This is a genomic window from Nonomuraea sp. 10N515B, from assembly GCF_052245915.1.
In the GTDB taxonomy this organism is placed as follows: domain Bacteria; phylum Actinomycetota; class Actinomycetes; order Streptosporangiales; family Streptosporangiaceae; genus Nonomuraea.
In genome coordinates this window covers 122,714-149,074 of the sequence record NZ_JBQQBQ010000011.1, presented here as the reverse complement: position 1 = coordinate 149,074, position 26,361 = coordinate 122,714, and the positions used below count along the sequence as shown (strand labels likewise).

General features: G+C 68.3%; 30 protein-coding genes and 2 pseudogenes. 7 read left to right on the top strand and 25 right to left on the bottom strand.

The genetic code is table 11. The features are described from left to right. Window positions 1-62 precede the first annotated feature (62 nt). The gene (locus tag ACTWQA_RS18815) at window positions 63-962 is read right to left on the bottom strand and encodes an MBL fold metallo-hydrolase (protein WP_443160485.1); all 900 of its coding nucleotides are present in this window, start codon (window positions 960-962) and stop codon (window positions 63-65) included. Window positions 963-1,076: 114 nt separating this feature from the next. Between ACTWQA_RS18815 and ACTWQA_RS18810 the strand changes: the two genes are divergently transcribed. After that, window positions 1,077-1,316 (top strand): M55 family metallopeptidase, encoded by a 240-nt coding sequence (locus ACTWQA_RS18810; protein WP_443160484.1) that lies wholly within the window; start codon window positions 1,077-1,079, stop codon window positions 1,314-1,316. On the opposite strand, the gene ACTWQA_RS18805 is transcribed toward ACTWQA_RS18810, so the two are convergent. Continuing rightward, window positions 1,225-1,878, bottom strand: coding sequence for a TetR/AcrR family transcriptional regulator (locus ACTWQA_RS18805; RefSeq protein WP_443160483.1), 654 nt, complete (start codon window positions 1,876-1,878; stop codon window positions 1,225-1,227). The two genes, ACTWQA_RS18810 and ACTWQA_RS18805, sit on opposite strands and share 92 nt — an antisense overlap. A 102-nt stretch (window positions 1,879-1,980) precedes the next feature. On the opposite strand from ACTWQA_RS18805, the gene ACTWQA_RS18800 reads away from it, so the two are divergent. After that, a complete protein-coding gene (locus ACTWQA_RS18800) occupies window positions 1,981-2,973 on the top strand; it encodes an oxidoreductase (protein ID WP_443160482.1) in 993 nt (330 codons plus the stop codon). A 250-nt stretch (window positions 2,974-3,223) separates the two neighbouring features. Continuing rightward, window positions 3,224-3,763 (top strand): RICIN domain-containing protein, encoded by a 540-nt coding sequence (locus tag ACTWQA_RS18795; protein WP_443160481.1) that lies wholly within the window; start codon window positions 3,224-3,226, stop codon window positions 3,761-3,763. A gap of 535 nt (window positions 3,764-4,298) precedes the next feature. Here ACTWQA_RS18795 and ACTWQA_RS18790 read toward each other — a convergent pair. The 12 genes and pseudogenes from ACTWQA_RS18790 to ACTWQA_RS18735 all read right to left on the bottom strand — a co-directional run bounded on the left by ACTWQA_RS18790 (window position 4,299) and on the right by ACTWQA_RS18735 (window position 12,071). Further along, the gene (locus ACTWQA_RS18790; protein WP_443160480.1) at window positions 4,299-4,823 is read right to left on the bottom strand and encodes a hypothetical protein; all 525 of its coding nucleotides are present in this window, start codon (window positions 4,821-4,823) and stop codon (window positions 4,299-4,301) included. Beyond that, window positions 4,732-5,118 carry a NucA/NucB deoxyribonuclease domain-containing protein gene (locus ACTWQA_RS18785; RefSeq protein WP_443160479.1) on the bottom strand — a complete coding sequence of 129 codons (387 nt, stop codon included), beginning with the start codon at window positions 5,116-5,118 and terminating at the stop codon, window positions 4,732-4,734. Before ACTWQA_RS18785 ends, ACTWQA_RS18790 begins: the two co-directional genes overlap by 92 nt. A gap of 18 nt (window positions 5,119-5,136) precedes the next feature. Then, window positions 5,137-5,625 carry a DUF5946 family protein gene (locus ACTWQA_RS18780; RefSeq protein ID WP_443160478.1) on the bottom strand — a complete coding sequence of 163 codons (489 nt, stop codon included), beginning with the start codon at window positions 5,623-5,625 and terminating at the stop codon, window positions 5,137-5,139. Window positions 5,626-5,962: 337 nt separating this feature from the next. Next, complete coding sequence (locus tag ACTWQA_RS18775) at window positions 5,963-6,295, bottom strand: hypothetical protein (protein ID WP_443160477.1); 333 nt, start codon at window positions 6,293-6,295, stop codon at window positions 5,963-5,965. 4 nt (window positions 6,296-6,299) lie between these two features. After that, window positions 6,300-6,701: a hypothetical protein gene (locus tag ACTWQA_RS18770; protein ID WP_443160476.1), complete on the bottom strand. Its 402-nt coding sequence runs from the start codon at window positions 6,699-6,701 to the stop codon at window positions 6,300-6,302. Window positions 6,702-6,921: 220 nt separating this feature from the next. Beyond that, entirely contained in the window at window positions 6,922-7,572 is a 651-nt protein-coding gene (locus ACTWQA_RS18765; protein WP_443160475.1) for a hypothetical protein, read from the bottom strand. Beyond that, on the bottom strand, window positions 7,569-7,808 hold the full coding sequence (locus ACTWQA_RS18760) for a hypothetical protein (RefSeq protein ID WP_443160474.1): 240 nt from the start codon (window positions 7,806-7,808) through the stop codon (window positions 7,569-7,571). The genes ACTWQA_RS18765 and ACTWQA_RS18760 overlap by 4 nt, the downstream gene beginning before the upstream one ends. Window positions 7,809-8,324: 516 nt before the next feature. Continuing rightward, on the bottom strand, window positions 8,325-9,173 hold the full coding sequence (locus ACTWQA_RS18755) for a helix-turn-helix domain-containing protein (protein ID WP_443160473.1): 849 nt from the start codon (window positions 9,171-9,173) through the stop codon (window positions 8,325-8,327). Further along, window positions 9,170-9,694: a DUF6879 family protein gene (locus ACTWQA_RS18750; protein WP_443160472.1), complete on the bottom strand. Its 525-nt coding sequence runs from the start codon at window positions 9,692-9,694 to the stop codon at window positions 9,170-9,172. Before ACTWQA_RS18750 ends, ACTWQA_RS18755 begins: the two co-directional genes overlap by 4 nt. Before the next feature lie 2 nt (window positions 9,695-9,696). After that, the gene (locus tag ACTWQA_RS18745; RefSeq protein ID WP_443160471.1) at window positions 9,697-9,894 is read right to left on the bottom strand and encodes a hypothetical protein; all 198 of its coding nucleotides are present in this window, start codon (window positions 9,892-9,894) and stop codon (window positions 9,697-9,699) included. Window positions 9,895-10,034: 140 nt separating this feature from the next. Next, window positions 10,035-10,736 (bottom strand): GntR family transcriptional regulator, encoded by a 702-nt coding sequence (locus ACTWQA_RS18740; RefSeq protein WP_443160470.1) that lies wholly within the window; start codon window positions 10,734-10,736, stop codon window positions 10,035-10,037. Window positions 10,737-10,879: 143 nt separating this feature from the next. Further along, a pseudogene (locus ACTWQA_RS18735) lies at window positions 10,880-12,071 on the bottom strand (IS110 family transposase). Between the two features lie 677 nt (window positions 12,072-12,748). Here ACTWQA_RS18735 and ACTWQA_RS18730 point away from each other — a divergent pair. From ACTWQA_RS18730 to ACTWQA_RS18720, 3 genes and pseudogenes are all read left to right on the top strand, one after another. Next, window positions 12,749-13,024 carry a DUF2637 domain-containing protein gene (locus ACTWQA_RS18730; RefSeq protein WP_443160469.1) on the top strand — a complete coding sequence of 92 codons (276 nt, stop codon included), beginning with the start codon at window positions 12,749-12,751 and terminating at the stop codon, window positions 13,022-13,024. Window positions 13,025-13,492: 468 nt separating this feature from the next. After that, on the top strand, window positions 13,493-13,954 hold the full coding sequence (locus ACTWQA_RS18725) for an HIT domain-containing protein (RefSeq protein WP_443160610.1): 462 nt from the start codon (window positions 13,493-13,495) through the stop codon (window positions 13,952-13,954). A 42-nt stretch (window positions 13,955-13,996) separates the two neighbouring features. Continuing rightward, window positions 13,997-14,227 (top strand): annotated as a pseudogene (locus ACTWQA_RS18720) (tyrosine-type recombinase/integrase); the annotation flags it as partial. Between the two features lie 27 nt (window positions 14,228-14,254). Here the strand turns inward: ACTWQA_RS18720 and glnA are convergent. Together glnA and ACTWQA_RS18710 are read right to left on the bottom strand one after the other, a co-directional pair. Beyond that, a complete protein-coding gene (gene glnA, locus ACTWQA_RS18715; RefSeq protein ID WP_443160468.1) occupies window positions 14,255-15,679 on the bottom strand; it encodes a type I glutamate--ammonia ligase in 1,425 nt (474 codons plus the stop codon). Between the two features lie 94 nt (window positions 15,680-15,773). Beyond that, window positions 15,774-16,799 (bottom strand): hypothetical protein, encoded by a 1,026-nt coding sequence (locus ACTWQA_RS18710; protein ID WP_443160467.1) that lies wholly within the window; start codon window positions 16,797-16,799, stop codon window positions 15,774-15,776. Between the two features lie 77 nt (window positions 16,800-16,876). On the opposite strand from ACTWQA_RS18710, the gene ACTWQA_RS18705 reads away from it, so the two are divergent. Then, window positions 16,877-17,338, top strand: coding sequence for an RDD family protein (locus ACTWQA_RS18705; protein WP_443160466.1), 462 nt, complete (start codon window positions 16,877-16,879; stop codon window positions 17,336-17,338). Window positions 17,339-17,341: 3 nt separating this feature from the next. On the opposite strand, the gene ACTWQA_RS18700 is transcribed toward ACTWQA_RS18705, so the two are convergent. The 9 genes from ACTWQA_RS18700 to lipB all read right to left on the bottom strand — a co-directional run bounded on the left by ACTWQA_RS18700 (window position 17,342) and on the right by lipB (window position 26,358). Beyond that, window positions 17,342-18,106, bottom strand: a complete 765-nt coding sequence (locus tag ACTWQA_RS18700; protein ID WP_443160465.1) for a class I SAM-dependent methyltransferase — start codon at window positions 18,104-18,106, stop codon at window positions 17,342-17,344. Continuing rightward, window positions 18,106-18,786, bottom strand: coding sequence for a DUF4191 domain-containing protein (locus ACTWQA_RS18695; protein WP_443160464.1), 681 nt, complete (start codon window positions 18,784-18,786; stop codon window positions 18,106-18,108). Before ACTWQA_RS18695 ends, ACTWQA_RS18700 begins: the two co-directional genes overlap by 1 nt. Before the next feature lie 64 nt (window positions 18,787-18,850). Continuing rightward, window positions 18,851-21,268, bottom strand: a complete 2,418-nt coding sequence (locus ACTWQA_RS18690) for a beta-glucosidase family protein (RefSeq protein ID WP_443160463.1) — start codon at window positions 21,266-21,268, stop codon at window positions 18,851-18,853. Between the two features lie 42 nt (window positions 21,269-21,310). Further along, a complete protein-coding gene (locus ACTWQA_RS18685) occupies window positions 21,311-22,123 on the bottom strand; it encodes an alpha/beta fold hydrolase (RefSeq protein WP_443160462.1) in 813 nt (270 codons plus the stop codon). Continuing rightward, window positions 22,099-22,485: a VOC family protein gene (locus ACTWQA_RS18680; protein ID WP_443160461.1), complete on the bottom strand. Its 387-nt coding sequence runs from the start codon at window positions 22,483-22,485 to the stop codon at window positions 22,099-22,101. Before ACTWQA_RS18680 ends, ACTWQA_RS18685 begins: the two co-directional genes overlap by 25 nt. A 92-nt stretch (window positions 22,486-22,577) precedes the next feature. Continuing rightward, window positions 22,578-23,534, bottom strand: coding sequence for an AraC-like ligand-binding domain-containing protein (locus ACTWQA_RS18675; RefSeq protein ID WP_443160460.1), 957 nt, complete (start codon window positions 23,532-23,534; stop codon window positions 22,578-22,580). 108 nt (window positions 23,535-23,642) lie between these two features. Beyond that, complete coding sequence (gene lipA, locus ACTWQA_RS18670) at window positions 23,643-24,572, bottom strand: lipoyl synthase (protein WP_443160459.1); 930 nt, start codon at window positions 24,570-24,572, stop codon at window positions 23,643-23,645. 42 nt (window positions 24,573-24,614) lie between these two features. After that, window positions 24,615-25,595 (bottom strand): hypothetical protein, encoded by a 981-nt coding sequence (locus tag ACTWQA_RS18665; RefSeq protein ID WP_443160458.1) that lies wholly within the window; start codon window positions 25,593-25,595, stop codon window positions 24,615-24,617. A gap of 58 nt (window positions 25,596-25,653) precedes the next feature. Next, window positions 25,654-26,358 (bottom strand): lipoyl(octanoyl) transferase LipB, encoded by a 705-nt coding sequence (gene lipB, locus ACTWQA_RS18660; protein WP_443160457.1) that lies wholly within the window; start codon window positions 26,356-26,358, stop codon window positions 25,654-25,656. Between the last annotated feature and the right edge of the window lie 3 nt (window positions 26,359-26,361).

The following is a 26,361-nucleotide window of genomic DNA, read 5'->3' as shown; positions in this document are numbered from 1 at the left end:
AAATTGGAGCGTCTGCATGCCCTCGCGGCCTGACCTGCGCCGAACGGCTCGGGCGGCCGCGATCACGCCGAGATGAACGGCTCCGTCAGATGCGGTGTCGCCAGGTGCAGCGTGGTGGCGGTTTCGTGGCCGAGCATGCGCTCCCTTGAGTGCCTGGCCGCCTCAGGGTCGATCTCGTGTGAGTAGGCGAGCTCGGGGTGGAGTAGCTGGAGCGCGTGCACCAGGAGGTCGCCGGTGACGAGCGCCAGCTCGCGCCCGTCGGCGACCAGCACGCTCTGGTGCCCGGGCGTGTGACCGGGCGTGGCGACCGTGCGCCCGGCGCGCAGCGGCGTGTCCCCGTCGAGGAGCCGGAGCCGACCGGCCGCCGCGAGCGGGTCGGTGAGGGTCTCGCGAAGCTGCGGATTGAGCGCGTCGAGGGCGTCGAACTCGGCCCGCTGGAGCAGGTATTCGGCGTTTGGGAAGTAGGGGCGGCGGTCGCTGGTCGCGCTGCCGGGCGCAGGGGCGCCGCCCACCGCGCTGCTGGTCGAAGTGTTGCCGTCCACCGCGCCGCCCGCTGACGGGACGGCCGCCTCGGTCACGACCGCCCATCCGACGTGGTCGGTGTGCAGATGCGTGAGCACCACGGTGTCGACCTCGGCCGGGTCGATGCCCGCGGCGGCGAGCGACTCGGGGAGCGCACCGGGCACGGGCGCCCACGAGACGGCCGGGCCGTCCGCCGGACCGATCCCGGCGTCCACGATGGTGAGGCCCATGTCGCTGCGGATCGCGTACGCACGGAACTGGAGGCGCCAGCGGCCCTCGGCGTCGACCGCGCCCGGGTCGTAGCGGTCGGCCGCGGCCCACTGGGCGGCCGTGGCCTCGGGGAAGGCCTCGGCGCGCGGGGAGAAGAATGGGCCCTCGCCATCGGCGAGCGCGATGATCTCGGTCGAGCCGATCCGGAGGCGGGGAACGCTGAGGGACATGGCCGCGATCCTGCCATGCCTTGCACGCGGGGTGGTGCCTCGCCCCACCACCGGCTCCTGAACGTACTGCGCTCACGGGCCCCGGTCTGTGTGAGCACGACGACGAGGTGAAGCATGCCGGCCCGCACCATGGCCGACACCATCCTCGACGTCCGCATCAATGAAAGTTCGCACGGCGAGATCGGGATCAACACCCTGCTGGCGGGCTCGAACGGCGTGTCCGTCGTGCTGGCCGGCGGCGACAACCCGGCGTGCGACGAGTTCAGCGCACTGCTGCCCCAGTGTCCTCATCCGGTAGTCGGCTCGCGTCGCGCGCCAGCCGCAGGGCGCCGGCGTGTGCGGCGGCGAGCGTGACGCGCACCGCCTGATCTGCGGTCGCCTCGTCGACCGGATCGGCGGTGATGAGCAGTCGCAGGTAGATCGGCGCGGCCAGGGTCTTCAACAGCTCGGCGGGATCGGTGTCCCTGGGCAGTTCGCCGCGTTCGATGGCGCGCGTCACCGCCGGTTCGGCTCGGGCGAGCCGGTCGTCGAACACGTGACGCCGGGCGGCGGCGATCTCTGGAAGGCGGGCTGCCCCGGTGAACATGGCGGCGAGGATGGCCTGCCCGGTCGGACTGGTGAACGCCTGGACGAGCGAGCGTGCCAGCGCTCGCAGGTCGGTTTCGATCGCTCCGGTGTCAGGGATGGGGATGTCCATGGCCATGTGCTCGGCGAGGGCGTCGGTGAGCAGGATCTCTCGATCTTTCCACCGCCGGTACACCGTGGTCTTGTGGACTCCCGCGCGCTGGGCGATGTTCTCGACGGTCAACGCGGCGTAGCCCTTGTCCACGAGCTCGGCGAGCGTGGCGGCGTGGATGGCGGCGCGTACTTTGGCGCCGCGGCCGACCGGCCTGGCGGCGGAATGATCGGACTGCATTGCAACTCCAAGTTGCGATATTCGCGAGGCGAGTGACAAGATGAATGTATCGCAACTCAAAGTTGCGATACATTCGCTTGCGTTCCCTTGAGGTGGCACATCATGCGCAGCTCTCTCCCCTGGACCTTCCGTACCATCCCCGAACTGACCGGGCGCGTCGCTGTGGTGACCGGAGCCAACAGCGGCATCGGCTACGTCACCGCCCGCGAACTGGCCCGCCGTGGTGCACACGTCGTGCTGGCCTGCCGCGACCTCGAACGCGGTCAGGCCGCGCTCATCCACATGCGGGGCGAGGTGCCCGGCGCTCACCTGGAACTCCGCCGGGTGGACCTGAGCAGTCTGACCTCCATCCGAGAATTCGCCGCCGGTTGGAACCACGACCGGCTCGACCTGCTGGTCAACAACGCCGGGGTGGCGATGGTGCCCCATGCCCTGACCGCCGACGGGTTCGAGTCGCAGTTCGGCATCAACCATCTGGGGACCTTCGCCCTGACCGGCCTGCTTCTGCCGCATCTGCTCGCCGCGCCCGATCCACGGGTGGTAACCGTCAGCAGTGAAGGGCAGCGCTTCGCCCGCTTCGACCTGGAAAACCTCAACGCCGAGCGCAGCTACCGCACGGCGTTCGCCTATGTGCAGTCCAAGCGGGCCAACCTCTACTTCGCCATGGAACTGCAGCGCCGGGCCGACGCCGCCCGGCAGAAGCTGCGCAGCATGGCCGTCGCGCCCGGACTCACCCGCACCAACGTGCTCACCGGGGGCGCCAACAGCGGCAGAGGACGGCTGTATGCGACCCTCACCCGCCTGCTGGTGCGCGTGGCCTTCCGGCCCACCCCGGAAGGCGCGAAGACCTCCCTGTACGCAGCGACCGTACCGGACCTGCCCGGCGGCAGCTACATCGTTCCCGACGGGCCGCTGCAACTGCGTGGCGAGCCAACTCGTCGTACTCGCGAGCACGCTATCCGCGACACCGCCACAGCTACTCGCCTCTGGCAGTTGTCCGAACGGCTTACCGGCGTCACCTATGCCCTATCCGCCGCCACAGCGACACGCCGCCTGAACCGCGACGTGGACGACGTGATCCGCAGCGGGCAGTGACGCTATGGGCTCGAGGCGGTGCCCATTCGACGGGGACCCAGGCAAGCCCAGCAGTCCGCATCCTCCGTCGCAAGCCCGGCTGTGACCATTGGCGTCCGATGACCGTGGAAGGTGAACAGGCGAAGGGACGCGTCAAGCCGGGCTCGCACCTCCGTCACCGGCCCGCCGCCGTTCCGCGGTCTGTCCCGTGCCGGAACGGATTGGAACGCCTAGGTCTAAAAGCACACACAAGAAGAGCGTGCAGCGAGCGATGGATCGTTCCATCGCCGTGGACGCCGGTCACCATGAGAGGAACGTCATGCGAAAGTCACTCATCGCGCTGTTATTCACGACGGCGATAACAGCCAGTGTCGGACTGGCAGCGGCACCAGCGCAGGCCGAAAGCGAGATCGTCAAGCTCGTGAGCGTCCAGAACGGCAAATGCCTCCAGCCGAGGACCTTCGAAGAGGGAGATGTGATCGTTCAGCAGACCTGCAACGGGACCTACGCTCAGCAATGGGTGGTCCAGTACCTCTCCGGCAACAAGATGCACCTAAAGAACAGGGGCAGTGGCTACTGCCTCGAAGTCCGCGATGGGGCCTTCAACGGAGGCCGTGTTGATCAGTGGGGGTGCGCCAATATCAGCAACGAGAACTGGACCTTCGGTATCGGGAACAACCTGCTGGGGTCGAGAATCTCCGGCACCGCGAGCCACTGTGTCGCCACACCGGGGTCACAGGACGGCCTAGTGGTGGAGTTGCGGTTCTGCAACGGCAACTCCTCGCAGCTTTGGAGACGCCCCGCCGGCTGATATCACCGCCGCGCACGGTCTTGATGGCCTGTCGGCCGGGGTAATGACCATCTCTCGCCCACACGCCCTCGACGTTGCTCAGGACCGCCGCCATCTACCGACTTCGGACACACCGGAATGCTCCGCAGTAATAGCGCAACGGAAACGGCCCGGCACCGATCACGGTGCCGGGCCATTCTGTTCCGGTTCTGTTCCGGCTGACGTTGCTCAGTAACTACAAACAACGACGACGACCTGAACGACCTGCTCGCCGACCTTGATAGCGGTATCGCAATCGTCGAGGACGCCCCGGCCGGCCAGAGGCCAGAGGCCCGCCGCGGCGACCGGCGACGACGAGGACGACCTGGACGACGACGGCGCAGACGACGACGCGCCGCCGCCCCGCCCGAAGGCCGGCCTCACGGCTGACCTGCTCATCACGTTGACCGCCGCCGAGCACGACGAGGTGAACGCGCTGCTCGGCCCGTATCCGCGCCCGCGACGGCAACGCCAGCACGGCACAGATCGTCTTGGCCGCGTTGCGCGCGTACGCCGACTAGGCGCCTCCGTGTCGCTGGCGGATCCCAGCGCCGAACACGTCAGCGTACTTGAAGGGCATGTCCGGCTGGGGTTCCGCTGGCCACGAGATGATCAGGTAGTGCTCGACCGGGGTGGCGCCGGCGGAGCCGTCCGGCATGGTGTCACGTCCGCGCGCGTGCACCCGGAGCCGGTAGAAGCCCTTCCCGCGCCAGGCAAGGTTCGGCAGGTTGGGGAGGTCCCCATCGAGCCCGCAAACGATGAGTGATCCGCTCGTGGATTCGATGGAGACCTCGACAATCTCCTCCCAGCTGTCCAAGTCGAGAGGCGGAGGCTCCTCGGTCGGCTGCACCGTGACGTCGACGGCACCGATGGAGATGCCCGTGAGAATCGTCGCGCCCTCCGGCTCATCTGCCACTGCGATCAAGCCGTTGTCCCAACGTTCCGGAAACTCAGGACCCAACTCGTTCGCATCTCGGAGCTGCAGCTGATGGTAGGACAGCCAGACGTCGGCCCGATAGGACGACGGCGCGGCGCCAGTCATGTGGAGAAGACCTTTCTGGGGTTAGGAATTCATGTCGGGAAAGACGAACAACGGGTCCCGGTTTCAGCAGCCGTTGCTGGTTAGCGAAGCTGCCATACTTACCGCCAGCGCTGCTGTTCTGAGTCTCGTTCACCCATTCGGCGGAGAAGTCGGCGGGGTTGTCGCCGCCGGTGTACGCGCCCTGGTAGGTGTGTGCCATCGGGTACTCGTCACAGTTTGCTCCGGCCGGGGGTGAACCGGTGAGGAAGCTGCACGCATCGGCACGATTCTGTTCGGCGTCCGCGTCGTCGTACATACCGCCGGCCTTCGGGCGTCAGGCCCGGATAGATCTCCAGGACTCCACAGTCGCTTCGGCAATGGTCTCGATGCGGTGTCCGTATGCCAAGTGTCCATCAGACACGAAGCTGCCGTCCCTGACCGGGAGAGCGCAGAACGTAGCCCGGAAGTGCCCAGGCGGTCCGCCCAGCGGGAGCGGTGCGTATGCCGCCAATGGCTCCATGTTGTAGCCCGGCCTCGCCCCGTGTTTGTTCCGCGCCACCTGACTGGCCGCCACGCGAAGCAGCGTGTCAAGGCCGCGGTCCACGTAAAGCTGCAACTGGCGGAACTGACCGTCAAGGTACTTCTGGTGAGCTCTGGAAGGATGCTGCAGGAGATACGCACAGACCACCAGCGCGTGCCACCTGTACATTCGGGGATCGGCCTGCTCTTCGGAGAGAATGGCGTGGTAGTAGTCCACGCATGTGCCCAACGGGCCGGCAACTGCACCGCACTCGCACCGATCCACGACAGGGCTGTCCGCCATGATCTGCACCATAGGTGGCCAGGAGCAGCGTTGTCGACGAGATTTCGGCGCCACTCCATGTCCATACGAACGACCTGGCCTACCTCGCCGCCATGGTCCTCTGGATCAGCTCTTGGCGAAGCGCGTCCCAGCGACACAAGAGAAGCGGCTTCGTGATCGCATCTGTAATCACGAAGCCGCTTCTGTTTGATCTACTTCGCCAACAGTGTCTCCTCCGGGAGTGGCGGGGCGCTTTTCGCGTTTCCGAGAGCCGACACCGCGGATAGCTGGCGCACTCTCACGAACACGAAATGCCCCGCCTTTTCGCGAGGGGATCTGAGCGCGTTTCAAGCGCGCGTTATCCGGCCGCCTTCGTCCCGATCATGCCGAAGATGGCCCCGAAGCCGAGCTTGGAAATGGTGTCACACAGGGTCAAGACGTTGTTCACCGCGTCGGTGGGCTCCTTGACCATAACGGCGAGAGTCACCTGTATCGCCAACAACAGCACCGAAAGCCCAGCGACCGTCAGGAAGACCAGCTTGAAGTGACTCTGGACGACGACGGACACACCATCGCCTGACTGCGCACCCTCAGCAGCGACGGCCGACTGCTGCGCGACAGCGGCGATGTCGGTTGCGACAGACGAGGCGGCCATGGACTGGCCGGCCGTCTGAGGCATTGGCTCCGACATGACGTCACCGCCCCTCGTCCGACGACTGAACGCCGTTCGTCGCTGGCAGGTCGTCGCCAATCGTCACCGTATGGTCCCGGCCAGCCTGTGTCACGCGGGCTTCTCGGACAACGATCTGGAACTCGATGTGGTCGCCCGAGTAGTCGCCGTGCGTACGTGCTTCCGGGATTCCAGTACCTTGTTGCTCTTGGGTACCCGTCTCCTTCGTCCGATCCACGCGTCCGGAGTCAATGGTGATCGTGGTCGTCGAAAGAGGGGACGTGATGATCGAGCGAAGGATCTCGATGGCTCGCAAAGCGGTTCGCGAGTTGCCCAAGTAGGCCCGGACAGTAGCCCATGCCGCCACGAGCAACGCCCCCACCACTGTGATCGCAGGGGACAGAAGTTCAGCTAGCTCCGGATTCATGGCGTCCTCACATGCGGCATTCGCGTGCCCCTGGAGCGAGAGTAGCGAAGCGCAGGGGAACGGTCCACCCACATGCCCCCAATCGTGAATGAGCGCTCCGGATCCGCCTTTTGAACGTCGCGAGCCAGAAACACAAAGTCCCCGCTTTTCGCGGGGACGCTTTGTATCCCTTTGCTCCGGCTCCTGGACGCCGGTTCGTTTCAAACGGGGGTCGGACCGTCTAGGGCGAGATGGGCTCCATCCCGTGCAGCTCGACCAATTGGGCGGCGGCAAGCGCGTAAGGGTGATGCTGGTAGTCGTCCCACGCGACGAACATGTTGTGCCCTGCGGGTTCCAGCGTGCGCAGGACTCCCGGCCGGTACAGGTCAGCCAGCACCCCGGCAGACGTGACGGAGGCCACCTGATAGACGGCGAAGTCCTCACGCAGCATCGGGCACTCCTCCAGCGCCTTCGAGATGCAATATCGGCAGGTGGGCGGGGCGTTGGTGCGGCCGCTGTCCAGGCCGGTGCGCTCGAAGACGGTCTTGGTGAGCGCCCACGAGATGTAGCCCGCCGTGTCGAGGGCCAGCCCGCCGCACACCTGGCACAGCAGCTTGTTCATGCACCGCCACTGGCGGAGGGTGTTGAGCTTGCGCATCCGCTCGGGGCCGCGCCGGTCCGGCCGATCCCGAAGGTCGCGGACTCGCGCCCGAAGGATTTCGCCCACACCGCCCATCCCTCGCTGCGCGAGCGGGTCCGAGATCCAGTCGCCAGGCTTGGACGGCAGGTAGGACAGCCGCACCCGGCCGGCGTACGGCACGAAGCCGATCGGGTCGGTCACGAGCTCGTTGGCGTAGGCGATCGTGTACGGGACGGTCGTGTAGCCGCTCATGGCGTCACCGCACTTTCCCATGCCTGTGACCGGCGGCGTTCGTCGTCGTAGCTGGCTATCAGTCGGTCGAGGTCCATGACGTTGGCTGCGCAGAGGCTCTTGCGGCTCCGGCGATGCTGGCCCCACCACAGCCCGCCGTCGCGGAAGATCTCCCATCCGGGCCGGGTGCGATGGAAGAGGGCGCGAATCCAGTCGAGGCTGTCAGGCCGATCCCAGTAGCTGTACGCGGCCGTCATGCCAGGTCCCCTGCATGGAACGGCGTCTCGCCAGAGGAGACCCAGACCCAGCGGGGGCGCTTGAGTGCGGCGGCACGACTGGAAGCGATGGTGTGGGTGTCGTGCCGCCGCTGCCGCGCTGACCCTTCGCGCGGCGGCACGACGGCAGACGCCTGGGCACTGTCGCCGCGCCTGCCCGGGGCGGCCGAGAGGGTCACGAGGCTCGCCCCCAGGCATGAAGGAGGCGCACCTCCGGGGCCTTGACCCGATCCAGCCGCTCGAAAGTCGCCGCCATGATGACCGCACCGCTGGCCTTGTGGACGGCGGTCCACATGCCGTCCGACCGCCGCCTAACATCGCGGAACCCGGGAATCTCGCAAGTACTCGAAACCGGCCCCTGCCGACGCCGAGTCACGTCAGCGCAGGCAGACCTGCTCGTGGCGCCCGTGGCGGGCGAATGTGTGGCGGGTTTGGACCCGTGACTGTCCATGCTCGGAACGCTACGGACGGCACCTGATCGTTCTCAATGAAGTTGCTTCAGATTTCTTCTTGATCGTTTATTGCTAGTTCGATCAATCTGCGGGCGTCTTCACCGTGCACGGCCAGGGCCAGAAGTCGATCGAAGGCCTTCTCGTAGATGGCGACCTCGTGGCGCTGCTGCAGGGTGAGTTCGGCGGTGTATGTGGCCACGGTCACCATCCGGCTGTCGTAGATGGTGAAGGCGTTGTTCCGGGGCACGGTGTACGGGGCCGCGAGCGGCACGATCCCCAGGCTGATTCGCGGGGCGCGGGCGGCCTCGAGGAGTCGCCGTAGTTGTGCGCCCATTGTGGTGCGATCGCCGACAAGGGTGTGCAGCGCTCCCTCGCCGAGCAGGAACAGGAAGCGGCGCTGCGGGCGATCGAATGCTCGCTGAGCTTCCATGCGGGTCTGCACGCCCTCTTCAACGTCGTCTGGGATGCCGTGAAAGTCCACGACCGTGGACAGGATCCCTCGCGCGTAGGCGGCCGTCTGGAGCAGACCAGGGATGACCGTAGGCTCCCAGGCCCGGATGAGTGTGGTTTTCTCGTAGGCGTCGATGTTGGCGCGTTGCCTGCGCCGGGTGCCGGTCTTGAGGGAGCGCCGCCAGTCCGTGTATTGGGCGTCGATCGACCGGACGGCGGCGATCAGGTCTGCGATCTCGCTTGGAAAACGGCAGGCCAGGCACCATTCGCGTATGTCGTCCTCGGTGGGGACCTGCTTGCCGAGCTCGATCTTGGAGACCTTCGACGGCACCCAACTGCAGGCTGTGGCGAGCTGGCGGCCGGTCAGCCCGGCATCACGCCGCAGGTCTCGCAGGCGGACGCCGAGCGCTTGAACGGCTTGCTGGCCAAGGAGGGGTTGATTCACGGGAGGTGCGCGGCGAACTCTTCGAGCGGTTGGGCGTGCTTGAGGGCCACCTCCCGCCACGCCCGGTGGCGAGAGACGACCTCGGGGTCTGTGATGAGCGCGGCGTCGGCGAACCTGTCGTCAACGTCGCTGAAGTGCAGCCAGACCAGGCGCGAGTCATCGAGCAGCCACGCATCGTACGGGTGCAGCCCGAGCCCCTCCGCTACGTCCCGGCGGAGATAGCGGATGTCCTCGCCGGCCTGCACGCTGAGCCGGGCCACTTCGATGCCGTACCGGGTGTACTCCGATGGTGGCACGGACACGATGCGGACCCGCTGCCACGTTTTCCCGGCCGCGACATCACGGCTGATCTTCTCCATCCAAGACCGATGCCACGCGTAGTCATCCGGCTCGCCCATCTGCCACTTGCGGAACGGCTCGGCGCCCACGGTGCTGTTGTACCGCTCGCGTAGCTCGAACCTGAACGCGCTGGTGGTGAAGTTGGCGAGCAAGTCGCCTAGCTCAGCCTCGGACAGAAGCACGGTCACCCCTGGGGGAAGTAGGGCAGGAGGTCCTTGGGGATCTCCACGATCACCTCGTCGGAGGCCAGGTTAACGGCATCGCCCAGCGCGGTGGGATCGGTGACGACTTTCCCCTGAACGGCGATCGTGCCGCGGTCGGTCTCGTAGACGGCCGGGCACGTGCCTTGCTCGCTGTTGCTTCCGAGGAACCGCAGGCGCATGGCTTCTCCTTGATCGAATTTCTCTAGATTTCTCCACTCGCGCCGATCGTCCGTCGCCACACCAGGCCCGTCAAGGGCGTAGAACGAACGGGCCTGGCCATGCCGGGTGTCCCGCCGCAATGTCCCAGCGTTGGGGGAGTTCAGGGCGAGGTGAGCGGCAGCCGCCGGTCGGTAATGTGAACGCGCTGCGGGTTGACGAGGCGGCGCAGCAGCTGGAGCGGCTGGCCGGTGTCGTCGTAGGTAATGCGGGTGATGTCGAGCAGGGGACTGCCGCGGCTTACCCGAAAGGCCGATGCCTCCTTAGGGCTGGCCGGACGGACACGGGTCTGCAGTTCTACAACGGCCGTTGAGCGCTCCACGTCGTAGCTGCGGGCGTCGTGCCGCTCCATCGACCAGTACAACTGGTCGAGGCACACGAGTTGCCCTTCGATGTCGCCCCGTATCTCGCTGATGATCACTTTTGCCTTGGCCGGGAGGCGGAGGATGTGGGCGACCTCCTCAGTCGCGGGCGTGGCGCGGCTAAGGAGGGTTGTTAGGTGGCCAGTGATCCCGGCTCGCCGGCACGCGGCTGCCCACGCGGTGGGCTCGTCGCGGAAGTCGATGGCCATGGGGATCTCAATGACAACGGCTGGCCCAAGGACGATCATGCCCTTGTTGGCGACGCGCCAGACCAGTCCCTCCTCCTTGAGTTCCCGCATGGCCCTGGTGATGACGTGCGCGCCGACGCCATAGGTCTCTTTCAGCACGTCGGTGTGGGGGAGTGGCTGGCCCACTGGGTAGGTGCCGTCGAGGATCTTGGTCCGGAGGTCGGCTAGGACCTCGGGAAGCCGCACGACGGGCACGGGCGGGTCCTCTCCTTCGGCGCTGGTCGGCTGGCGTTGATCGTATTACGGGCTGCGTCCGGGCGTCTCACCTGCGGGCTTGACAGGAGGCCCTGAAACACCGAGTCTCACCCCTCGCGAAAGACATCCCAGGAGCTTTGATGTCAAGCAGCGGGTTCTTGGGCATGGTGGGGCCAGGCGGTCACCTCGCTGTACGGAGTGCCATTCTTGAGGCAGCCGTGCAGGATGCCGACCAATCGGTTGGCGATCTGGCGCAGGGCGGCGTTGTAGTCGACGTCACGAGCGCGTTGCTTGTCGTAGTATGCGCGAGCCCCAGGCGAGGCGTTGATGGCGTTGGATGCCTGAGCCATGAGGGCGTCGATGAGCCGGTCATTGTGGACGAACCGCGCTGCGACGACCTTTCTTCCCCGAGGCCCGGGTGATCGGGCTGGTGCCCGCGTAGTTCTTGCGGGCCTTGGCGTTGGCGTACCGCTTAGGATCGTCGCCGAACTCAGCGAGCACCCGGGCGCCGAGGATCGGCCCCAGTCCGGGCTGGGACAAGACGATCTCAGCGGCCGGGTGCTGCCCAAAATGCGCCTCAACCTCCTGCTGCAGGGCTGCCACCTGCTGGTTCAGGGTGGTCAGGACGGCGATCAGAGCCCTCACGGAGGCGGCGTAGGCGGCGGTGACCGCAGCGGGCTGGCCCAGGTGCTCGGTGCGCAGCGCGGCCTGGATGGGGGCGGCCCTGGGCACCAGGTCGCCACGGCAGCCGGCGCGCTTGAGCGCCGCGCTGATCTGGCCGATGGTCAGCTTCGCCGCGGCCGCCGGTTCGGCCGCCTTGGCCAGCAGTTCCAGCGCTTCAGGAGCGTCGAGGTCGTCGAAGGCGGTCAAGGCGGCGGGGAAGTAGTCGCGCAGCGCGCGCCTCAGCCGCTGGGTCTGCCGGGTGCGTTCCCAGATCAGCGTCTTGTGCGCGCGGGTGACCACCCTGATCGCCTGAGCTTGGTCGCTGTCGCCGGCCACGGTGCGAAGTTGGTGAGAGTCGGTGCGCACCATGTCAGCCAGCACGTGGGCGTCGCCGGAGTCGCTCTTGGCGCCCGAGACCGCATGCCGTCTGCGGTATTCCGAGGCCTGCAGCGGATTGACCGCGAACACCCGGTACCCGGCCGCCACCAGCGCCTGCACCCACGGCCCCCGGTCGGTCTCGATGCCGATCAGCACCTGGCCGGCGGCCTGTTCGTCCTCGAGGTGCTCGGCGTCCACGCTCAGGTGTTCGGCGATCATCGCGTGCAGCCGTGCCATGCCCGCCACACCCTCCGGCAGCCGGGCCTTGGCCAGCCGCTTGCCGGTGGCATCCATCAGCTCCACATCGTGGTGGTCTTCGGCCCAGTCGTCTCCCACGAACAGTCGCACCCGTCCTCCCGTCTGTGTTTGCGCTTGTCAGCAGCCTGCGAGAGAACCGCCAGCGACCTAATGAAGCAGTGCTCACGCCGCATACGGGCGGGCACGACATCCCAGCAGCGATCAACTCTCCCGACCCACCGACGGGGGCACGATCTTCGTCAAGGACTCAACGCCCAGGAGGGCCGAGTGCTCACCCGCCGGCGGCCGCTATCTACTAAGGAGTCTGCCAGATGGCTTGCTCCTAGAACTCATTAGGACCCGAGACCCGATGTCCAGCCACATCGTGGCACCAAGCCGCCACACTGTCATATCCGACCCCGCCCGCCAGGCCGCCCAGCGGCTGCGCCAGCTCGACGAACTCCTCCTCACCCCCAAGGCGCTGTGCCGCAAGCCCCGCGTGGACCCCGACGACTGGTTCCCCATCGCGGAGACCGCCGACGCCTACGATGCCGCCTACGCGAAGGCCAACAAGCGGTGCACCGGCTGCCCCTTCACGGGGCTGGCCGGCCTCTGCGTGGAGCGGGCGCGGCTCCAGCCGTACGACCCGATCGGCGTCATCGGCGGCACCGACCCCAAGCTGCGCCGTCAGCTCGGCATCGGCGCGGACCTCCAGCGCTGCGACGGGTGGCGGCGTGACCACGCCTCGCACGCTCACGCAGGCCGAGCACAACGCCGTCAACGCCGTCACCATCGCGGTCGGCGTCCTCGGCATGATCGGCTTCGTCAACTCCTTCAAGAAGGTCATGGACGCCGCGGCGCCCACCTTCGGAGCGCTGGCGTTCACCGTCCCGCTCGGGATCGACCTCGGCATCCTCGCGTTCTCCGCGCTGGACATCGTGCTGGCCCGGCTGGAGATGCGCCTAACTTGGCGTGTGAGGCATGTGGTAGGGAGATCGCCACCGAGGTGAACGACTGTGGCATGAGCTGGTGGTGGGTCACGCTCTTCCTCGACGGCGTGCTCGGCGCTCCTCCCGCACCCCCTGTGAGAAACCCGCCTGCTGTTCAGCGGAGGCATGACAAGAGGCGACGGCTGCGGTGACCCAGGACAAATCGCTCCCGGAACCGCTCGAAGGCCTTGCGCGTGCCCGGGCCACGAACGCAATGGAGCTGACGGCACCGCTGGCCAGCCTGGAGCTGGGTATCCCTCAGCTCTACCAAAGGTTCCCGCGATAGGACTCGAACCAGACTTCCGTCGTGTTGATCAGTTCCTCCCGATCCTCCCAAAGCAGTCAGATTGATCTCTGTACCGAGCGTTTCTCCTGGCGATGCGGTAAGTGCTGTGCATCACTGTGCATGCTTGAGCAGTCGCGGGTATTCCGGATGTCACTCGGTTTGTCACTCAATTGCTTAACGGTAGTTGCAGTGGTTGATTGGATGTGATCATTGAGTGGGTGAGCGACTGCACCTTCTGTAAGATCGTCGCTGGTCGGTTGCCGTCCTATCGTGTCCTCCAGGACGAGCACACCCTGGCGTTCTTGAACATCAGACCTGCCTCTCTGGGACACACGTTGGTGGTTCCGCGTGTGCATGCGCGCGACGTGTGGGAGATCTCCGAGGTCTCTCACAGCAAGGTCGCGGACATGGTGCATCGAGTTGCCGGAGCAATGCTTGAGACCTGTGGATCAGCCGGGAAGGTACACCCCTTCCCGGCTGATCCACAGGTCTCAAGCATTGCTCCATTATCCTGCCGAGCCGCTCAAGACCGAGATCTCTCGCACACCCATCCCAATCCCTGCGTCGTTAACGCTCGAACTGTCGGCCCATGTCCAGGCCGGCTACAGCGCCGAAACGATCCTGACGGACGACAACAAGGAACAGGTCGGCCCATGGAAGCTTGATCGTGCAATGCGAAAGCCCGCAGCAAGGTACAGGACCTTCCCACGGGCTTTCGATTCCACGACTTGCGGCACTACCTCGCGTCGCTCCTCATCGCTTCCGGAGCCGACGTCAAGGTCGTCCAGGCCCGTCTACGGCACGCGAGCGCCAAGAGCACCCTCGACACTTACGGTCACCTCTGGCCGGACTCTGACGAGTCGACGCGGGCCGCGATCGATGCGGTGCTTGCCGCTCGGACGGAACTGAGGCAGAACCAGACAGGAACCGCGCGATGAACGTGCAGCTCACCGCGCGGTAACCGGCTATACGTCGTAGTAGAGCTCGAACTCGTGCGGGTGCGGACGCAGCCGGATCGGGTCCACCTCGTTCTCCCGCTTGTACGCGATCCACGTCTCGATCAGGTCAGGCGTGAACACGCCGCCCTCGAGCAGGTAGTCGTGGTCCTCTTCCAGGGCGTTGAGCACGTCGGTGAGCGAGCCGGGCACCTGCGGGATGTTGCGGGCCTCTTCCGGCGGCAGCTCGTAGAGGTCCTTGTCGACCGGCTCCGGCGGCTCGATCTTGTTGCGGATGCCGTCGATGCCCGCCATCAGCATGGCCGAGAAGGCGAAGTAGGGGTTGCAGGACGGGTCCGGCACGCGGAACTCGATGCGCTTGGCCTTCGGGTTGGAGCCCGTGATCGGGATGCGGACGCAGGCCGACCGGTTGCGCTGTGAGTAGACCAAGTTGACCGGAGCCTCGTAGCCCGGCACCAGGCGGTGGTAGGAGTTGACCGTCGGGTTGGTGAAGGCCAGCAGCGACGGGGCGTGCTTGAGCAGGCCGCCGATGTAGTAGCGGGCCGTGTCCGACAGGCCGGCGTAGCCGACCTCGTCGTAGAAGAGCGGCGAGCCGTCCTTCCACAGCGACTGGTGGCAGTGCATGCCCGAGCCGTTGTCACCGAAGATCGGCTTCGGCATGAACGTCACCGTGTGGCCGTACTCGAGGGCCGTGCTCTTGATGACGTACTTGTAGAGCATCAGGTTGTCGGCGGTCTTGAGCAGCGTGCCGAACTTGAAGTCGATCTCCGCCTGACCGGCGGTGCCGACCTCGTGGTGCTGCATCTCGACCTCGATGCCGCACTCGATGAGGTTGCGGACCATCTCCGAGCGCAGGTCGGTGAAGTGGTCCATCGGTGGGACCGGGAAGTAGCCGCCCTTGTAGCGCGGCTTGTAGCCGAGGTTGCCGCCCTCGGTCGCCTTGCCGGTGTTCCAGGCGCCCTCGATGGAGTCGATGTAGTAATAGCCGGCGTTCTGCTTCGTCTCGAAGCGCACGTCGTCGAAGATGTAGAACTCGGCCTCGGGGCCGAAATAGACCGTGTCGGCGATGCCCGTGCCCTTGAGGAATTCCTCCGCCTTGCGCGCCACGTTGCGCGGGTCGCGGCTGTAGGCCTCGCCGGTCAGCGGGTCGTGCACGAAGAAGTTGATGTTGAGCGTCTTGTGCTGGCGGAACGGGTCCACCACGGCGCTCGACGGGTCAGGCAGCAGAAGCATGTCCGACTCATGGATCGCTTGGAAGCCGCGAATCGACGAGCCGTCGAACATGAGCCCGTCGGTGAAGACGCTTCCGCTGAAGTTCTCTACCGGGAAGGTGAAGTGATGCGTCGTCCCCGGCAGGTCGGTGAACCTGACATCGACGAACTGCACCCCTTCGTCACTGATGAACTTCAGGACGTCGTCGGCGGAGTTGAACACTCTCGAACCTCCCTGGGGACTGGCCATCATGCCGACGCTAGGGCGTGGCGGTTTCCGAATGGTGTCTCGATTGTTTCGCACGTGTTACGCAGCGTCAGGTGTCCTTGGCGGCGCGGCAGACGCCGTTTGCTGGAGGGCGATCCTCCAACCTGTAAGGATCCATGAGCGGGCCGGTGGGCTGGACACCGCCGGGCGAGTCGCCCTCGTAGACCGGATGGATGAAGCCGTCGTCGATGTCGCACCTGGCCGGAGTCTGGCTGGCCCCCCAATCCACGTAGAGCGACAGCTTTCCGGATGTGCGGTAGATCTGCACGCCGCCAGAGAGATGAGAGACGAAGCGCATGGTGGTGGACGGCTGGCCGGGTCGCCGCACCGCGTAGACGATCAGATAGTTCAGCTCTACCTCGACGCCGTGGCGAAGGCCCATCCTGAACGTGTCGAGCCCCGCCGTTCCCTTCACCTTGATCACATCCGTGGCGAGCTCGGCGGTGTTCGGCGCGAAGCTATTGACGAGTGTCCGGCTATTGAGCCGCACGTCGCCCAGCTTCTCGTAGAACACATCTCTCTGACCGCTGTCCAGCAGGTTGGCGAAGGCCGCCGGCTCGCCTCCCAGGAGCGTTGTGCGGTCCAGAAAGGCCGCGGCCAGCAGGTCGCGCGTGCGCTCCAGGCCCTTGGCCACGTCCCTCTTCGACAGCCCCTCCATGGCCTTCGGCTCAGGCATGACAAATCCGGCAATCCCGTCGGCGTAGTCGGCCGCGGGAGACCCGGCGAATGGATCCGTGTCCGAGATCGTGGCCACCGTCCTGGTTTCCTCGGATGCCGGGCCCGGCGGCGCCAGCAGGTCGGGGCGTAAGGTCACGACGAGTAAGGCGGCGCCGATCACGGTCGTGATCGTGGCTATCGCGAGCGAGGCTCGACCTATCCGGGGCGGCGGGCCGGATAAGTGATCGATCCGGCCGTTCGAGGGGTGGTCGGCGTGGCCGGGCGTGCGTCCTGAGCGGCTCTGGCGCCCCGTTCGTGCCGCCTTCTTGGCGGCGGCCCGCATCTTGCGCCGCTCTTCGGCGTCGATCTGCGCGACCAGCTCGTTGAAACGCTCGTCAAGGTCATCCCCGTTTGGCATGGCGTACATCGTGGCCGCTCCACGACGCGGTTGGGTCACAATGCCGACCGGCGTATCGGGCGGATACCGTGGAGGGCATGAGCAGCAAGGAACCTCGGTGGACGCAGACGTGGCTCGGCGGGGTCCGGGCCGCCGGGGTCGACCTCGGATACCCGGGCGAGCGCCTGGGGCTGCCCGAGGAGGGCAGCGGGTCGATCGCCGGGTGGGGCCGCAGGATCGGCGCCCTCGTCATCGACTGGGTGATCTGCACGTGGGTCGTCGTGCAGCTGCTGCTGAGGATGAATCCGGCCGAGTCGCCGTGGGCGCCCATGGCCGTGTTCGCCGTGCAATATCTGATCCTGGTCGGCTTCATGGGGCAGACGTTCGGGCACCGGCTGATGGGGATCAGGGTCGCCGCGATGGACGGGGGCAGGCCCCGGTGGCTGCCCGTGCTGGCCCGTACCGTGCTGCTGTGCCTGGTCGTGCCCGCGCTGATCTTCGACCGCGACCATCGCGGCATCCATGACCGCGCGTCCAACACGATGACCGTACGGATGTGACCGCTAGCCGCGCACGCAGCTGAAGATCGCCGTACCCGGGAGGTGTCGGCCGCGGAGTGGGCTCCAGCCGCCCCACACCCGCTCATGCCCCTCCGGCCACTCCGGCTCCAGCAGCCCCGTGATCGTCAGGCCGGAGGCGACCAGCAGGTTGACCCAGTCGGCCAGCGTCCGGTGATGCTCGACGTAGGTGACCGTGCCGCGCTCGTCCCGTTCCTCATAGGGGGAGCGGTCGAAGTAGGACCGGTCGGAGGTCAGCCCGCGCGGTCCCGGGTCGTCAGGGAATGCCCACCGGATGGGATGGCTCACCGAGAACACGAACCGGCCGCCCGGCCTGAGCACCCGGCGCACCTCGCGGAACACCGCGAGCGGGTCGGCCACGAACGGCAGCGCCCCGAACGCCGAGCACGCCAGATCGAAGGCGGCACCGGCGAACGGCAACGATTCGGCGTCGGCCTGCACCACGGGCACATGCAGCCCCGTGTCGAGATCGATCCGCTGGGAGTGGCGCAGCTGGCGATGTGAGATGTCGAACGCCGCCACCTCGGCACCTTGCGTCACCAGCCACCGCGCGCACTGCGCCGCACCGCAGCCGATCTCCAGCACACGCCGCCCGCGCACCTGCCCGAGCAGGTGCGCGTCGGCCTCGTCCACGCCCTCGGGGCACCACAGGAACCCGCTGTCACGCAGGAACTCGCCGTGCTCCACCTGGTAGTCGTCGGCGTTGCCGTCCCACCAGCCGCGGTTGGCCCGCGAGGAAAGCGACAGCACTAGCGCATCTTGGGGCCGCGCGGGATGCGGGCACCCTTGGGCATCGGGCCCTTGGGCAGCGGCATGTTGCGCGGCAGCGAGCGCAGGCGGTCCTTGACCTCGTTGACCGCGGGCTTCTTGAGGTTGCGCGGCAGCTTCATGAGGTGGCGCTGCAGTTTGCCCAGCGGCACCTGCCCCTCGCCGTCACCGCACTGGATGTCGTAGATCTCGATGCCCAGCACCACCCGCGCGATCCGCTTCTTCTCGGCCGCCAGCATCTTCCCCACCCGGTTGCCGGGCCCCTCGGACACCAGCACGACTCCCGGGTGGCCGATCACGAGATGCACGAGGTCCTGGTCGCGGTTGACCGCGATGGCCGGGTTGACCTGCCAGTTGCCCCGCATGCCCTGCAACACCGCGGCTGCGGCGCCGGTCTGCCCGTGCAGGATCGAGTATTGCGCCCTCTGCGCGAGCTGACCGAACACCACCAGGCCGACGGTGAACGCGGCCAGGACGCCGATGAAGACCGAATACCACAAATAGCCCGTGACCAGGCCGATCACGACGACCACAGCGAGCGTGCCCACCGCCGAGAGGAAGACGAGCGGCATCCCCTTGGGATTGGCCTGCTTAATGATCTGCGCGACCATGCGGAGCTGCTTGATGCGCCCCGGCTTCTCTGGATCCTCGGACTTTGCCATGCTCTGAAGGATACAAACCAACTGGTGGGCTATGGGAAACGCGGCCCGGCGATTTCGCCGACGGCTAGATCTTCACGGTGACGGAGAGCCGCGGGTCGGCCACGTTGCGTGCCGCCTCGATCGTGTGCTCGCCCGTGAGCGTGCGCCAACCGCCCTCCCACACCTGGAAGGCTCGCTCGGGCAGGAAGACGGTGGTGAGCACGGTCTGCCCCGGCTCCGCCTCGACCACGTCGAACCCGGCCAGCCGCCGATCGGCCCCGTCGGCGACGTAGAGCTGCACGACCTCGCGGCCCGGGCGGTCGCCGGTGTTGGTGAGGGCCACCGTGACGGTGGTGCCCTCGGCGGCGATGGAGTCGTACGACCAGGACGTATACCCCAGGCCGTGCCCGAACCAGAACGCCGGCTCCTTCCCCGACCGCTGCCATGCCCGGTAGCCGATGAACACCCCCTCCTCGTACGCCATCGCCCCGTCCACGGGCGTCACACCGGCCACGGGAACGTCCTCCAGGCGGCGCGGCCAGGTCGTCGGCAGCCGCCCGCCCGGCTCGGCGTCCCCGAACAGCACCTCGGCCAGCGCGGCCCCGGCCTCCTGCCCCGGGAACCAGGTGAGCAGCACCGCCGCCACCTCCCCGGCCCACGGCATCTCGACCGGCGAGCCCGCGTTGACCACGACCACCGTGCGCGGGTTGGCCGCGGCCACCGCGCGGATCAGCTCGTCCTGCCGTCCGGGCAGCCTGAGGTCGGTACGGTCGAAGCCCTCGCTCTCCACCTCCGGCGTGGTCCCGGCCACGACCACCGCCACGTCGCACTCCGCCGCCACCCGCACGGCCTCGGCCATGAGCGCCTCGTCGCCGGGGCTCGGGTCGGCGTGGCCGAGCGTGAAGGACACGATCGCCATGCCGCCGAACGCCCCTGTGGGGTGCGTCACGGTCACCTCGTAGGGCTCGCCCGCCGTCATCGGCACGCTCACCCGCTGCTCCGGCGGAGAAAGGAACGCCGCGGCCGGGTCGTCGCCCGGCGGGTCGATGGTGTCGTCGAAGACGGTCTCGCCGTTCACGGTGACGGTGAAGGCGCCGGCGCCGACGACGGACAGCTGGTGCTCACCCGACAGCCCCGGCGTGTATGCGGTCACCAGCCGGACCGCCTTGAGCCGATCGCCGTCCACGTCCGGCGGCAGCTGGCCGATCCAGCGCGCCTCACCGTCGGCCAGTGGGTGCTCGGCCAGCACGCCGCCCGCCACGTCCAGGAACAGGGCCCTGGTGGGGGAGGGGATCGGCGCCAGGCGGACCCGGGGGTCGGTGCCGAGGGCGTACCGGACCTCGGCACGCGCACCCAGACCCTCCAGGGGTGAGACGATCCGGTCGGGGAAGACCTGGGCGCTGCCGCCGCCCATGACGCGCGCCTTGTCGGCGGCCGAGCCGATGACGGCGATCGTCGGAGCGCCCCGGAGCGGCAGGACGCCGTCGTTGGTCAGCAGCGTGAAGGCCCGTGCGGCGACCTCACGCGCCAGCGCCACACCATCGATCACCTCGCCACCCGCGCCCGCGCGCGTGGCGGCCGCCGTGTCGGAGGCGCCGGTGGGGGAGGCGACCAAGGCCCCGGTGGACTCGTCCGGGGTGTGGAGGGCGCCGACGCGTGCGGCCAGGCGCAGGATGCGGCGGATCCGGTCGTCGATGACGGCCTCGGGCACGCGCCCGTCCCGCACCGCCGCCTCCAGCTTCTCGCTCCACGGCCCGTACGGCCCCGGCATCGCCACATCGGTCCCGCCCATGGCGGCCGCCTCGGTGGAGCGCACCGCCGTCCAGTCGGACACGACGAACCCGTCGAACCCCCACTCGCCCTTCAACACCCCGTTGACCAGCTCCGCGTGCTCGGTCATCGTCGTGCCGTTGACCGCGTTGTACGCGGTCATGACGCCCCAGGCGCCCGCCCGCACCACGCGCTCGAACGGCCGCAGGTACACCTCCCGCAGCGCCTGCTCACCCACCCGGACGTCCACGGTGAACCGGTCGGTCTCGAAGTCGTTGGCCACGAAGTGCTTGGGCGTGGTGGCCACGCCGCCCTCCTGCACGCCCTCGACGTACGCCGCGCCGAGCTCACCCGTCAGGTACGCGTCCTCCGAGAAGCACTCGAAATGCCGCCCACCGAGCGGCGAACGGTGCAGGTTGAGCGTGGGGGCGAGCAGCACGTGCACCCCCTTGCGCCGGGCCTCCTGGGCGAGCAGCCGCCCGGCCCGCCTGACCAGGTCCAGGTCCCAGGTCGCGGCGAGCGCGGTCGGGCTCGGCAGCGCGATCGACGGGTCGCCGGAGCTCCACTGCTCGCCGCGCACGCCGATGGGTCCGTCGCTCATGACGAGCCGGTCCAGGCCGATCTCGGGAACCGCCGGGAGCGACCACATGTCCGCCCCGGTGAGCAGTCCGATCTTGGTGGTGAGGTCCAGGCGGGTGATCAGTTCGTCGAAGTCCACCCGCTCAGTGTTCACCAGAAAACCAACCACTCGATAGGTTTGTTACCTTAGCGTTACCTAAAGCGCGAAGAACTCCAGCAACTCGGGCACCAGCGCCTCGACCGCCACATCGTGCGCCTGGTCCTCCAGGACCCGGTGAACCGCGCCCGGCACCGCCGCCGCGACCGCCGCGCCCGCGTTCCGCATCCACCCGGGACTGTCCTCGCCGTTGAGCACGAGCACCGGCCGTCTGATCTCCGCGATCCGCCCGTCGGGCAGCGCGTTGCCGGGACCCAGCACGGCGGCCTCGTACGCCAGCGTGGGCGCGACCGCCTCGGCCTGCGCCCAGAACGCGTGCCCCCGCATCCCGGCCACCACCTCGCCCGGCACCTCGGCAGCCTCCACCAGGAACCGCTCGACGGCCTCCGCCCGCCTGCCCGCCCCGACCAGCGCGGTCAGCTGCGCCGCGAAGTCCTCAGGGAGCGCGGGCGCGCTGTCGTCCACGTGGTACGGCGGCTCCCACAACGCCAGCTTGGCGATGGCCGGCAGCCGCACCGCGGCCTCCAGCGCCAGCGCCGCCCCGGACGAGCCGCCGAACACCATGGCGGACCCGCCGGCCGCCGCCATGACGGCCGCCACGTCCTCGACCTCCCGCTCGACCGCGTACGGCGGCGTGTCCCCGCTGTCACCGCGGCCCCGGCGGTCGTAGGAGCAGACCGTGAACCACGGCGCCAGTGCCGCCGCCACGCCGGCCAGCGTGGGGTGCGCCCGCTCCATCATCGCCCCGGCGACCAGGATCACCGCCGGGCCCGAGCCGTAGGCGTCGAACACGATCGGGGTGCCGTCGGCGGAGACCGCCTTGCCGCTCAGGACGCGGGCTGCACCAGGCACAGCGCCTCCCAGTGGTGGCCGTCCAGGTCGGCGAAGCCGCGCTGGTAGCGGAAACCGTCCTCGTGCTTGACGCCGGCCGGGGTCGCGCCGGCCGCCAGGGCCTTGTCCACCAGCTCGTCCACCTGCTGCGGGTTCTCCATCCCGAGCACCAGGATCGCCTCGGTGGCCGCGGCGGCGTCGGCGACGTCCTTGGCGATGAACGAGGCGAACACCGGCTCCGTCAGCAACATCACCTGCGTCTGCTCGCTGATGATCACCGACGCCATGCCCTCGGCCATGCCGAACAGCTGGAATCCGAGGCCGGTGAAGAAGTCCTTCGACCGGTCCAAGTCCTTGACCGGCAGATTGACGAAGAGCTGCATGTTCCTGATCCCTTCCCTCGATCGGTTGATGCCTCCAGTCTGCTGACGAGGGGCTCGCCGGTCTTGGATCTGGGTGCCAGGCGAATTGACGTTCAGCGCACCGTGCCGGCGCGCCGGTATTCGGCGGGCGGCATCCCGTACGCGCGCCGGAACAGCCTGCTGAAGTGCGCGGAGTCCGGCAGCCCGTAGCGGGCCGCGATCGCGCTCACCGGCTCGTCGCCGCCCCTGGCCAGCTCGGCGCGGCAGCGTTCCAGCCGCCGCTGCCTGATCCAGGCGGCCACCGTCGTGTTCTCGGACTCGAACAGCCGGTGCAGGTAACGCACGGAGATGTGGTGCGCGGCCGCGATCGCGCCCGGGTCCAGGTCGATCTCGCCCAGGCGCTGCTCGATGAAGGCGTGCACGCGCAGCAGCAGCGTCCGCTGCCGCGCGTCGGCAGGCAGCGCCCGCGTGAGCTCCAGGCGCTCGGCGACCGCGGTGCTGAGCAGGTCCGTCACCACGGTCGACAGCCGGGCCGCGCTGGCCGGCGCGTACGTGTCGAGGTCCGTGGCCACCCGGCGCAGCAGCGGCACGGCCAGCGCGCCCGCCCCGGAGTCGGCGCTGACGGGCAACGCGGTGAGCGCGGCGACCGAGCCGGCGGGCAGGGCCAGCAGGTCGTGCGGGACGCTGAACACGGCCAGCTGCACGGCGCTGTCATAGGCCAGTTCGTACGGCCGGGTGAAGTCGTAGATCGCGAACTCGCCTCGGCTCAGCTGCGTGTACCGCTCGTCCTGGGCCAGGCGCGGGCTGCCAGAAAGGGCCAGCACCACCCGGTAGAGGTCGGGATTGTCACGGTGGATCAGCCCGGCGGTGCGGTGCACGCTGTGCGGCGTGGACGTGCGTATCCGGCCGACGCCGACGGCGCCGAGCCGCCCCATCTCGATCTCGCCCCGCAATGGCGCGTCCGGATCGATGCGCAAGTCGAGGGGGCCGAGCGTGTCGCACACGATGCTCCGCCAGGCGTCGTGGCGGTGCTTGGCCGGAACATCACTGGTGCGGATCAGTACGGCCATGCCCCGTCGCCCTCCGTCGGCTGCCCCCGGCCATGGTAACGACGGGCCCCAGCACGCGAAAGCGAAGGAGCCCCGGGCGAGCGCGCCCGGGGCTGTCCTCAGTGGGCATCAAGCGGTCTGGCGCGCCTCGATGGCCTGCTTGTAGAGCTTGCCCGCCCGGTAGGACGAGCGGACCAGCGGCCCGGACAGGACACCGGCGAACCCGATCGCCTCGGCCTCGCCCTGCAGCTCGACGAACTCCTCCGGCTTCACCCACCGCTCCACCGGGTGGTGGCGGGGCGTCGGCCGCAGGTATTGCGTGATCGTCAGCAGGTCGGTGCCGGCCGCGTGCAGGTCACGCATGGCCTCGACGATCTCCTCGCGGGTCTCGCCCATGCCCAGGATCAGGTTGGACTTGGTGACCAGCCCGGCCTCGCGGGCCATGGTGATCACGTTGAGGGAGCGGTCGTAGCGGAACGCGGGACGGATGCGCTTGAAGATCCGCGGCACCGTCTCCACGTTGTGCGCGAACACCTCCGGCTTGCTGGAGAAGACCTCCTCCAGCTGCTCGCGGTTGCCGTTGAAGTCGGGCACCAGCAGCTCGACGCCGCAGCCGGGCAGCAGGGCGTGGATCTGGCGGGCGGTCTCGGCGTAGAGCCAGGCCCCGCCGTCGGGCAGGTCGTCACGGGCCACGCCGGTCACGGTCGCGTACTTCAGGCCCATCTGCTGGACGGACTCGGCGACCCGGCGCGGCTCGTCGCGGTCGTACTCCTTCGGCTTGCCCGTGTCGATCTGGCAGAAGTCGCAGCGGCGCGTGCACTGGTCGCCGCCGATGAGGAAGGTCGCCTCGCGGTCTTCCCAGCACTCGTAGATATTGGGACAGCCCGCCTCTTCACAGACCGTGTGCAGGCCCTCGCGGCGCACGAGCGATTTCAGCTCGGTGTATTCGGGGCCCGTCTTGAGCTTGGTCTTGATCCATGGGGGCTTGCGCTCGATAGGGGTTTCGGCGTTGCGCACCTCCAGGCGGAGGAGCTTTCGGCCTTCAGGAGCAACGGTCACGTCCTCAGCTTACGTCTCCCGGTGAGCCGGCCCGGTCGAGGGTCACGAGATGAGGCCGAAGCCGCGGATCGCCCGGGCGTAATGGGTCTGGAGCTCGTCGTCGATGCGCTCGGACTCGCGCGTGCCGAGCAGCTCGCAGTGCGGGGCCGCGGCGAGCACGCCGTCGGCGGTGAGCCGGGACCTGGCCAGCGCAGCCTGCCTGATCGACGCCGCGTTCTCGCCGCGCAGCGCCGCCGCCTGCATCGGCGCCAGGTAGCCGCCGGACCGCAGCTCCTCCAGCTCCGTCTGCTCCGCCGCAGAGGCGACCCGCCGCGTCAGCGCCTGCCGCCGTTCCCTGGTATGGGGCTCGCCGGCGCGGGCCAGCCGGCTCAGTGCGTACCGCATCAGCAGCACGGGAGCGCCGAGCACCCGGCCGAGCAGGCGGCCGAAGAACCCCGCCACCTCGTACGCGGTCCCCGGCTGGTCGGCGACGCCCAGCGAGGCGGCGGTGATCGTGGTGTGCGCCTCTTCCCTGACCCGCAGCGGCCCGGCCTCCATCAGGGCGTCCCGCCAGGCCTCCAGCGTGTCCAGCGCGCCGCCCACGATGAGCTCCTCACTGGTCGGCACGCGGGCGTACGCGTTCGCCAGCAGCGTCACCCGCTGCCTGGGCGGCAGGGCCAGCCACAGCGGCAGCCCCACGACCAGCACCGGCGTGCGCGCCAGGCCCACCCGGTCGTAGCCGGTTTCCGTGGCCAGGTCTCTGATCGCGATCTTGCGCGGCCGCGTCACGCCGACCCGGTCCGCCACGCGCTCGGCGACGGCGTACAGCTCAGCGGCCGAGTCGCGCTCGAGCGCCTCGGCGTCGGCGGGCACCCGGGCCAGGCGTGGCCGCAGCACCCAGCCGATGGCCAGGCACAGCCCGCCGAGCAGCCACGCGAGCAGTGAATCCGCGTGCGCCAGGATGGCCCACACGCCCAGCACGAGGAACGCCAGCGTCATCAGGTGCACGAGGAGCGCGAGAAGGAGAGCCAGGAGGCGCTTCACACGGGCGATCGTAAGCCGGAGATATCCCGGTTTTCGACGCTATTGAATCCCGATCCGGTTACCTCCGGAGGAGGTCCTCTTCGTGCAGCTCGAACGCCTCCATACCGAGCGCCTCGGCCAGCCGCTTCTCCGCGATCGGCAGGACCTCCTCGACCACGATGCGCCGGCCGGTCTCCGCCGACAGCGAGGAGACGCCCACGTCGGGCAGCCCGCACGGCGCGATGCGGTTGAACCAGCGAGGGTCGTTGGCGCAGTTGAGCGCGAAGCCGTGCATGGTGACGCCGCGCGAGACGCGGATGCCGACCGCGCCGAGCTGGCGATCCGGCAGCCCCAGGCTCGGATCGCCCTTCGCCCACACGCCGCCCCTGCCCGGCACCCGCCGAGCGGTGACGCCGAAGTCGGCGCACACCTGGATCATCGTCTCCTCCAGGCGGCAGGCGTACGTGATCACGTCCGTGACGCCGCCGACGATCGGATAGGCGACGAGCTGCCCGGGACCGTGCCAGGTGAGCCGGCCGCCGCGATCGACGTCGATGACCGGGGTGCCGTCGGACGGGCGCTCCTGCGGGGCGGTGCGCTTTCCCGCGGTGTAGACGGGCGCGTGCTCGAGGATCAGGACGGTGTCGGGCAGCTCGCCCGCCACGCGCTTGCCGTGCACCCAGCGCTGCAGCGACCAGGCCTGCTCGTAGGGGACGTCGACGCCGAGACGGACGATGGCCAGTGCGTGGGGATCGTCCCCGTGGGTGCGAGCTCCGGGGCGCATGAG

Bases quoted from the DNA above. Each gene is read 5' to 3' on its own strand.
- ACTWQA_RS18815 (WP_443160485.1), bottom strand. From the start codon at position 962: ATGTCCCTCAGCGTTCCCCGCCTCCGGATCGGCTCGACCGAGATCATC.
- ACTWQA_RS18810 (WP_443160484.1), top strand. From the start codon at position 1,077: ATGCCGGCCCGCACCATGGCCGACACCATCCTCGACGTCCGCATCAAT.
- ACTWQA_RS18805 (WP_443160483.1), bottom strand. From the start codon at position 1,878: ATGCAGTCCGATCATTCCGCCGCCAGGCCGGTCGGCCGCGGCGCCAAA.
- ACTWQA_RS18800 (WP_443160482.1), top strand. From the start codon at position 1,981: ATGCGCAGCTCTCTCCCCTGGACCTTCCGTACCATCCCCGAACTGACC.
- ACTWQA_RS18795 (WP_443160481.1), top strand. From the start codon at position 3,224: ATGGATCGTTCCATCGCCGTGGACGCCGGTCACCATGAGAGGAACGTC.
- ACTWQA_RS18790 (WP_443160480.1), bottom strand. From the start codon at position 4,823: ATGACTGGCGCCGCGCCGTCGTCCTATCGGGCCGACGTCTGGCTGTCC.
- ACTWQA_RS18785 (WP_443160479.1), bottom strand. From the start codon at position 5,118: ATGTACGACGACGCGGACGCCGAACAGAATCGTGCCGATGCGTGCAGC.
- ACTWQA_RS18780 (WP_443160478.1), bottom strand. From the start codon at position 5,625: ATGGCGGACAGCCCTGTCGTGGATCGGTGCGAGTGCGGTGCAGTTGCC.
- ACTWQA_RS18775 (WP_443160477.1), bottom strand. From the start codon at position 6,295: ATGTCGGAGCCAATGCCTCAGACGGCCGGCCAGTCCATGGCCGCCTCG.
- ACTWQA_RS18770 (WP_443160476.1), bottom strand. From the start codon at position 6,701: ATGAATCCGGAGCTAGCTGAACTTCTGTCCCCTGCGATCACAGTGGTG.
- ACTWQA_RS18765 (WP_443160475.1), bottom strand. From the start codon at position 7,572: ATGAGCGGCTACACGACCGTCCCGTACACGATCGCCTACGCCAACGAG.
- ACTWQA_RS18760 (WP_443160474.1), bottom strand. From the start codon at position 7,808: ATGACGGCCGCGTACAGCTACTGGGATCGGCCTGACAGCCTCGACTGG.
- ACTWQA_RS18745 (WP_443160471.1), bottom strand. From the start codon at position 9,894: ATGCGCCTGCGGTTCCTCGGAAGCAACAGCGAGCAAGGCACGTGCCCG.
- ACTWQA_RS18710 (WP_443160467.1), bottom strand. From the start codon at position 16,799: ATGCCAAACGGGGATGACCTTGACGAGCGTTTCAACGAGCTGGTCGCG.
- ACTWQA_RS18705 (WP_443160466.1), top strand. From the start codon at position 16,877: ATGAGCAGCAAGGAACCTCGGTGGACGCAGACGTGGCTCGGCGGGGTC.
- ACTWQA_RS18695 (WP_443160464.1), bottom strand. From the start codon at position 18,786: ATGGCAAAGTCCGAGGATCCAGAGAAGCCGGGGCGCATCAAGCAGCTC.
- ACTWQA_RS18680 (WP_443160461.1), bottom strand. From the start codon at position 22,485: ATGCAGCTCTTCGTCAATCTGCCGGTCAAGGACTTGGACCGGTCGAAG.
- ACTWQA_RS18675 (WP_443160460.1), bottom strand. From the start codon at position 23,534: ATGGCCGTACTGATCCGCACCAGTGATGTTCCGGCCAAGCACCGCCAC.
- lipB (WP_443160457.1), bottom strand. From the start codon at position 26,358: ATGCGCCCCGGAGCTCGCACCCACGGGGACGATCCCCACGCACTGGCC.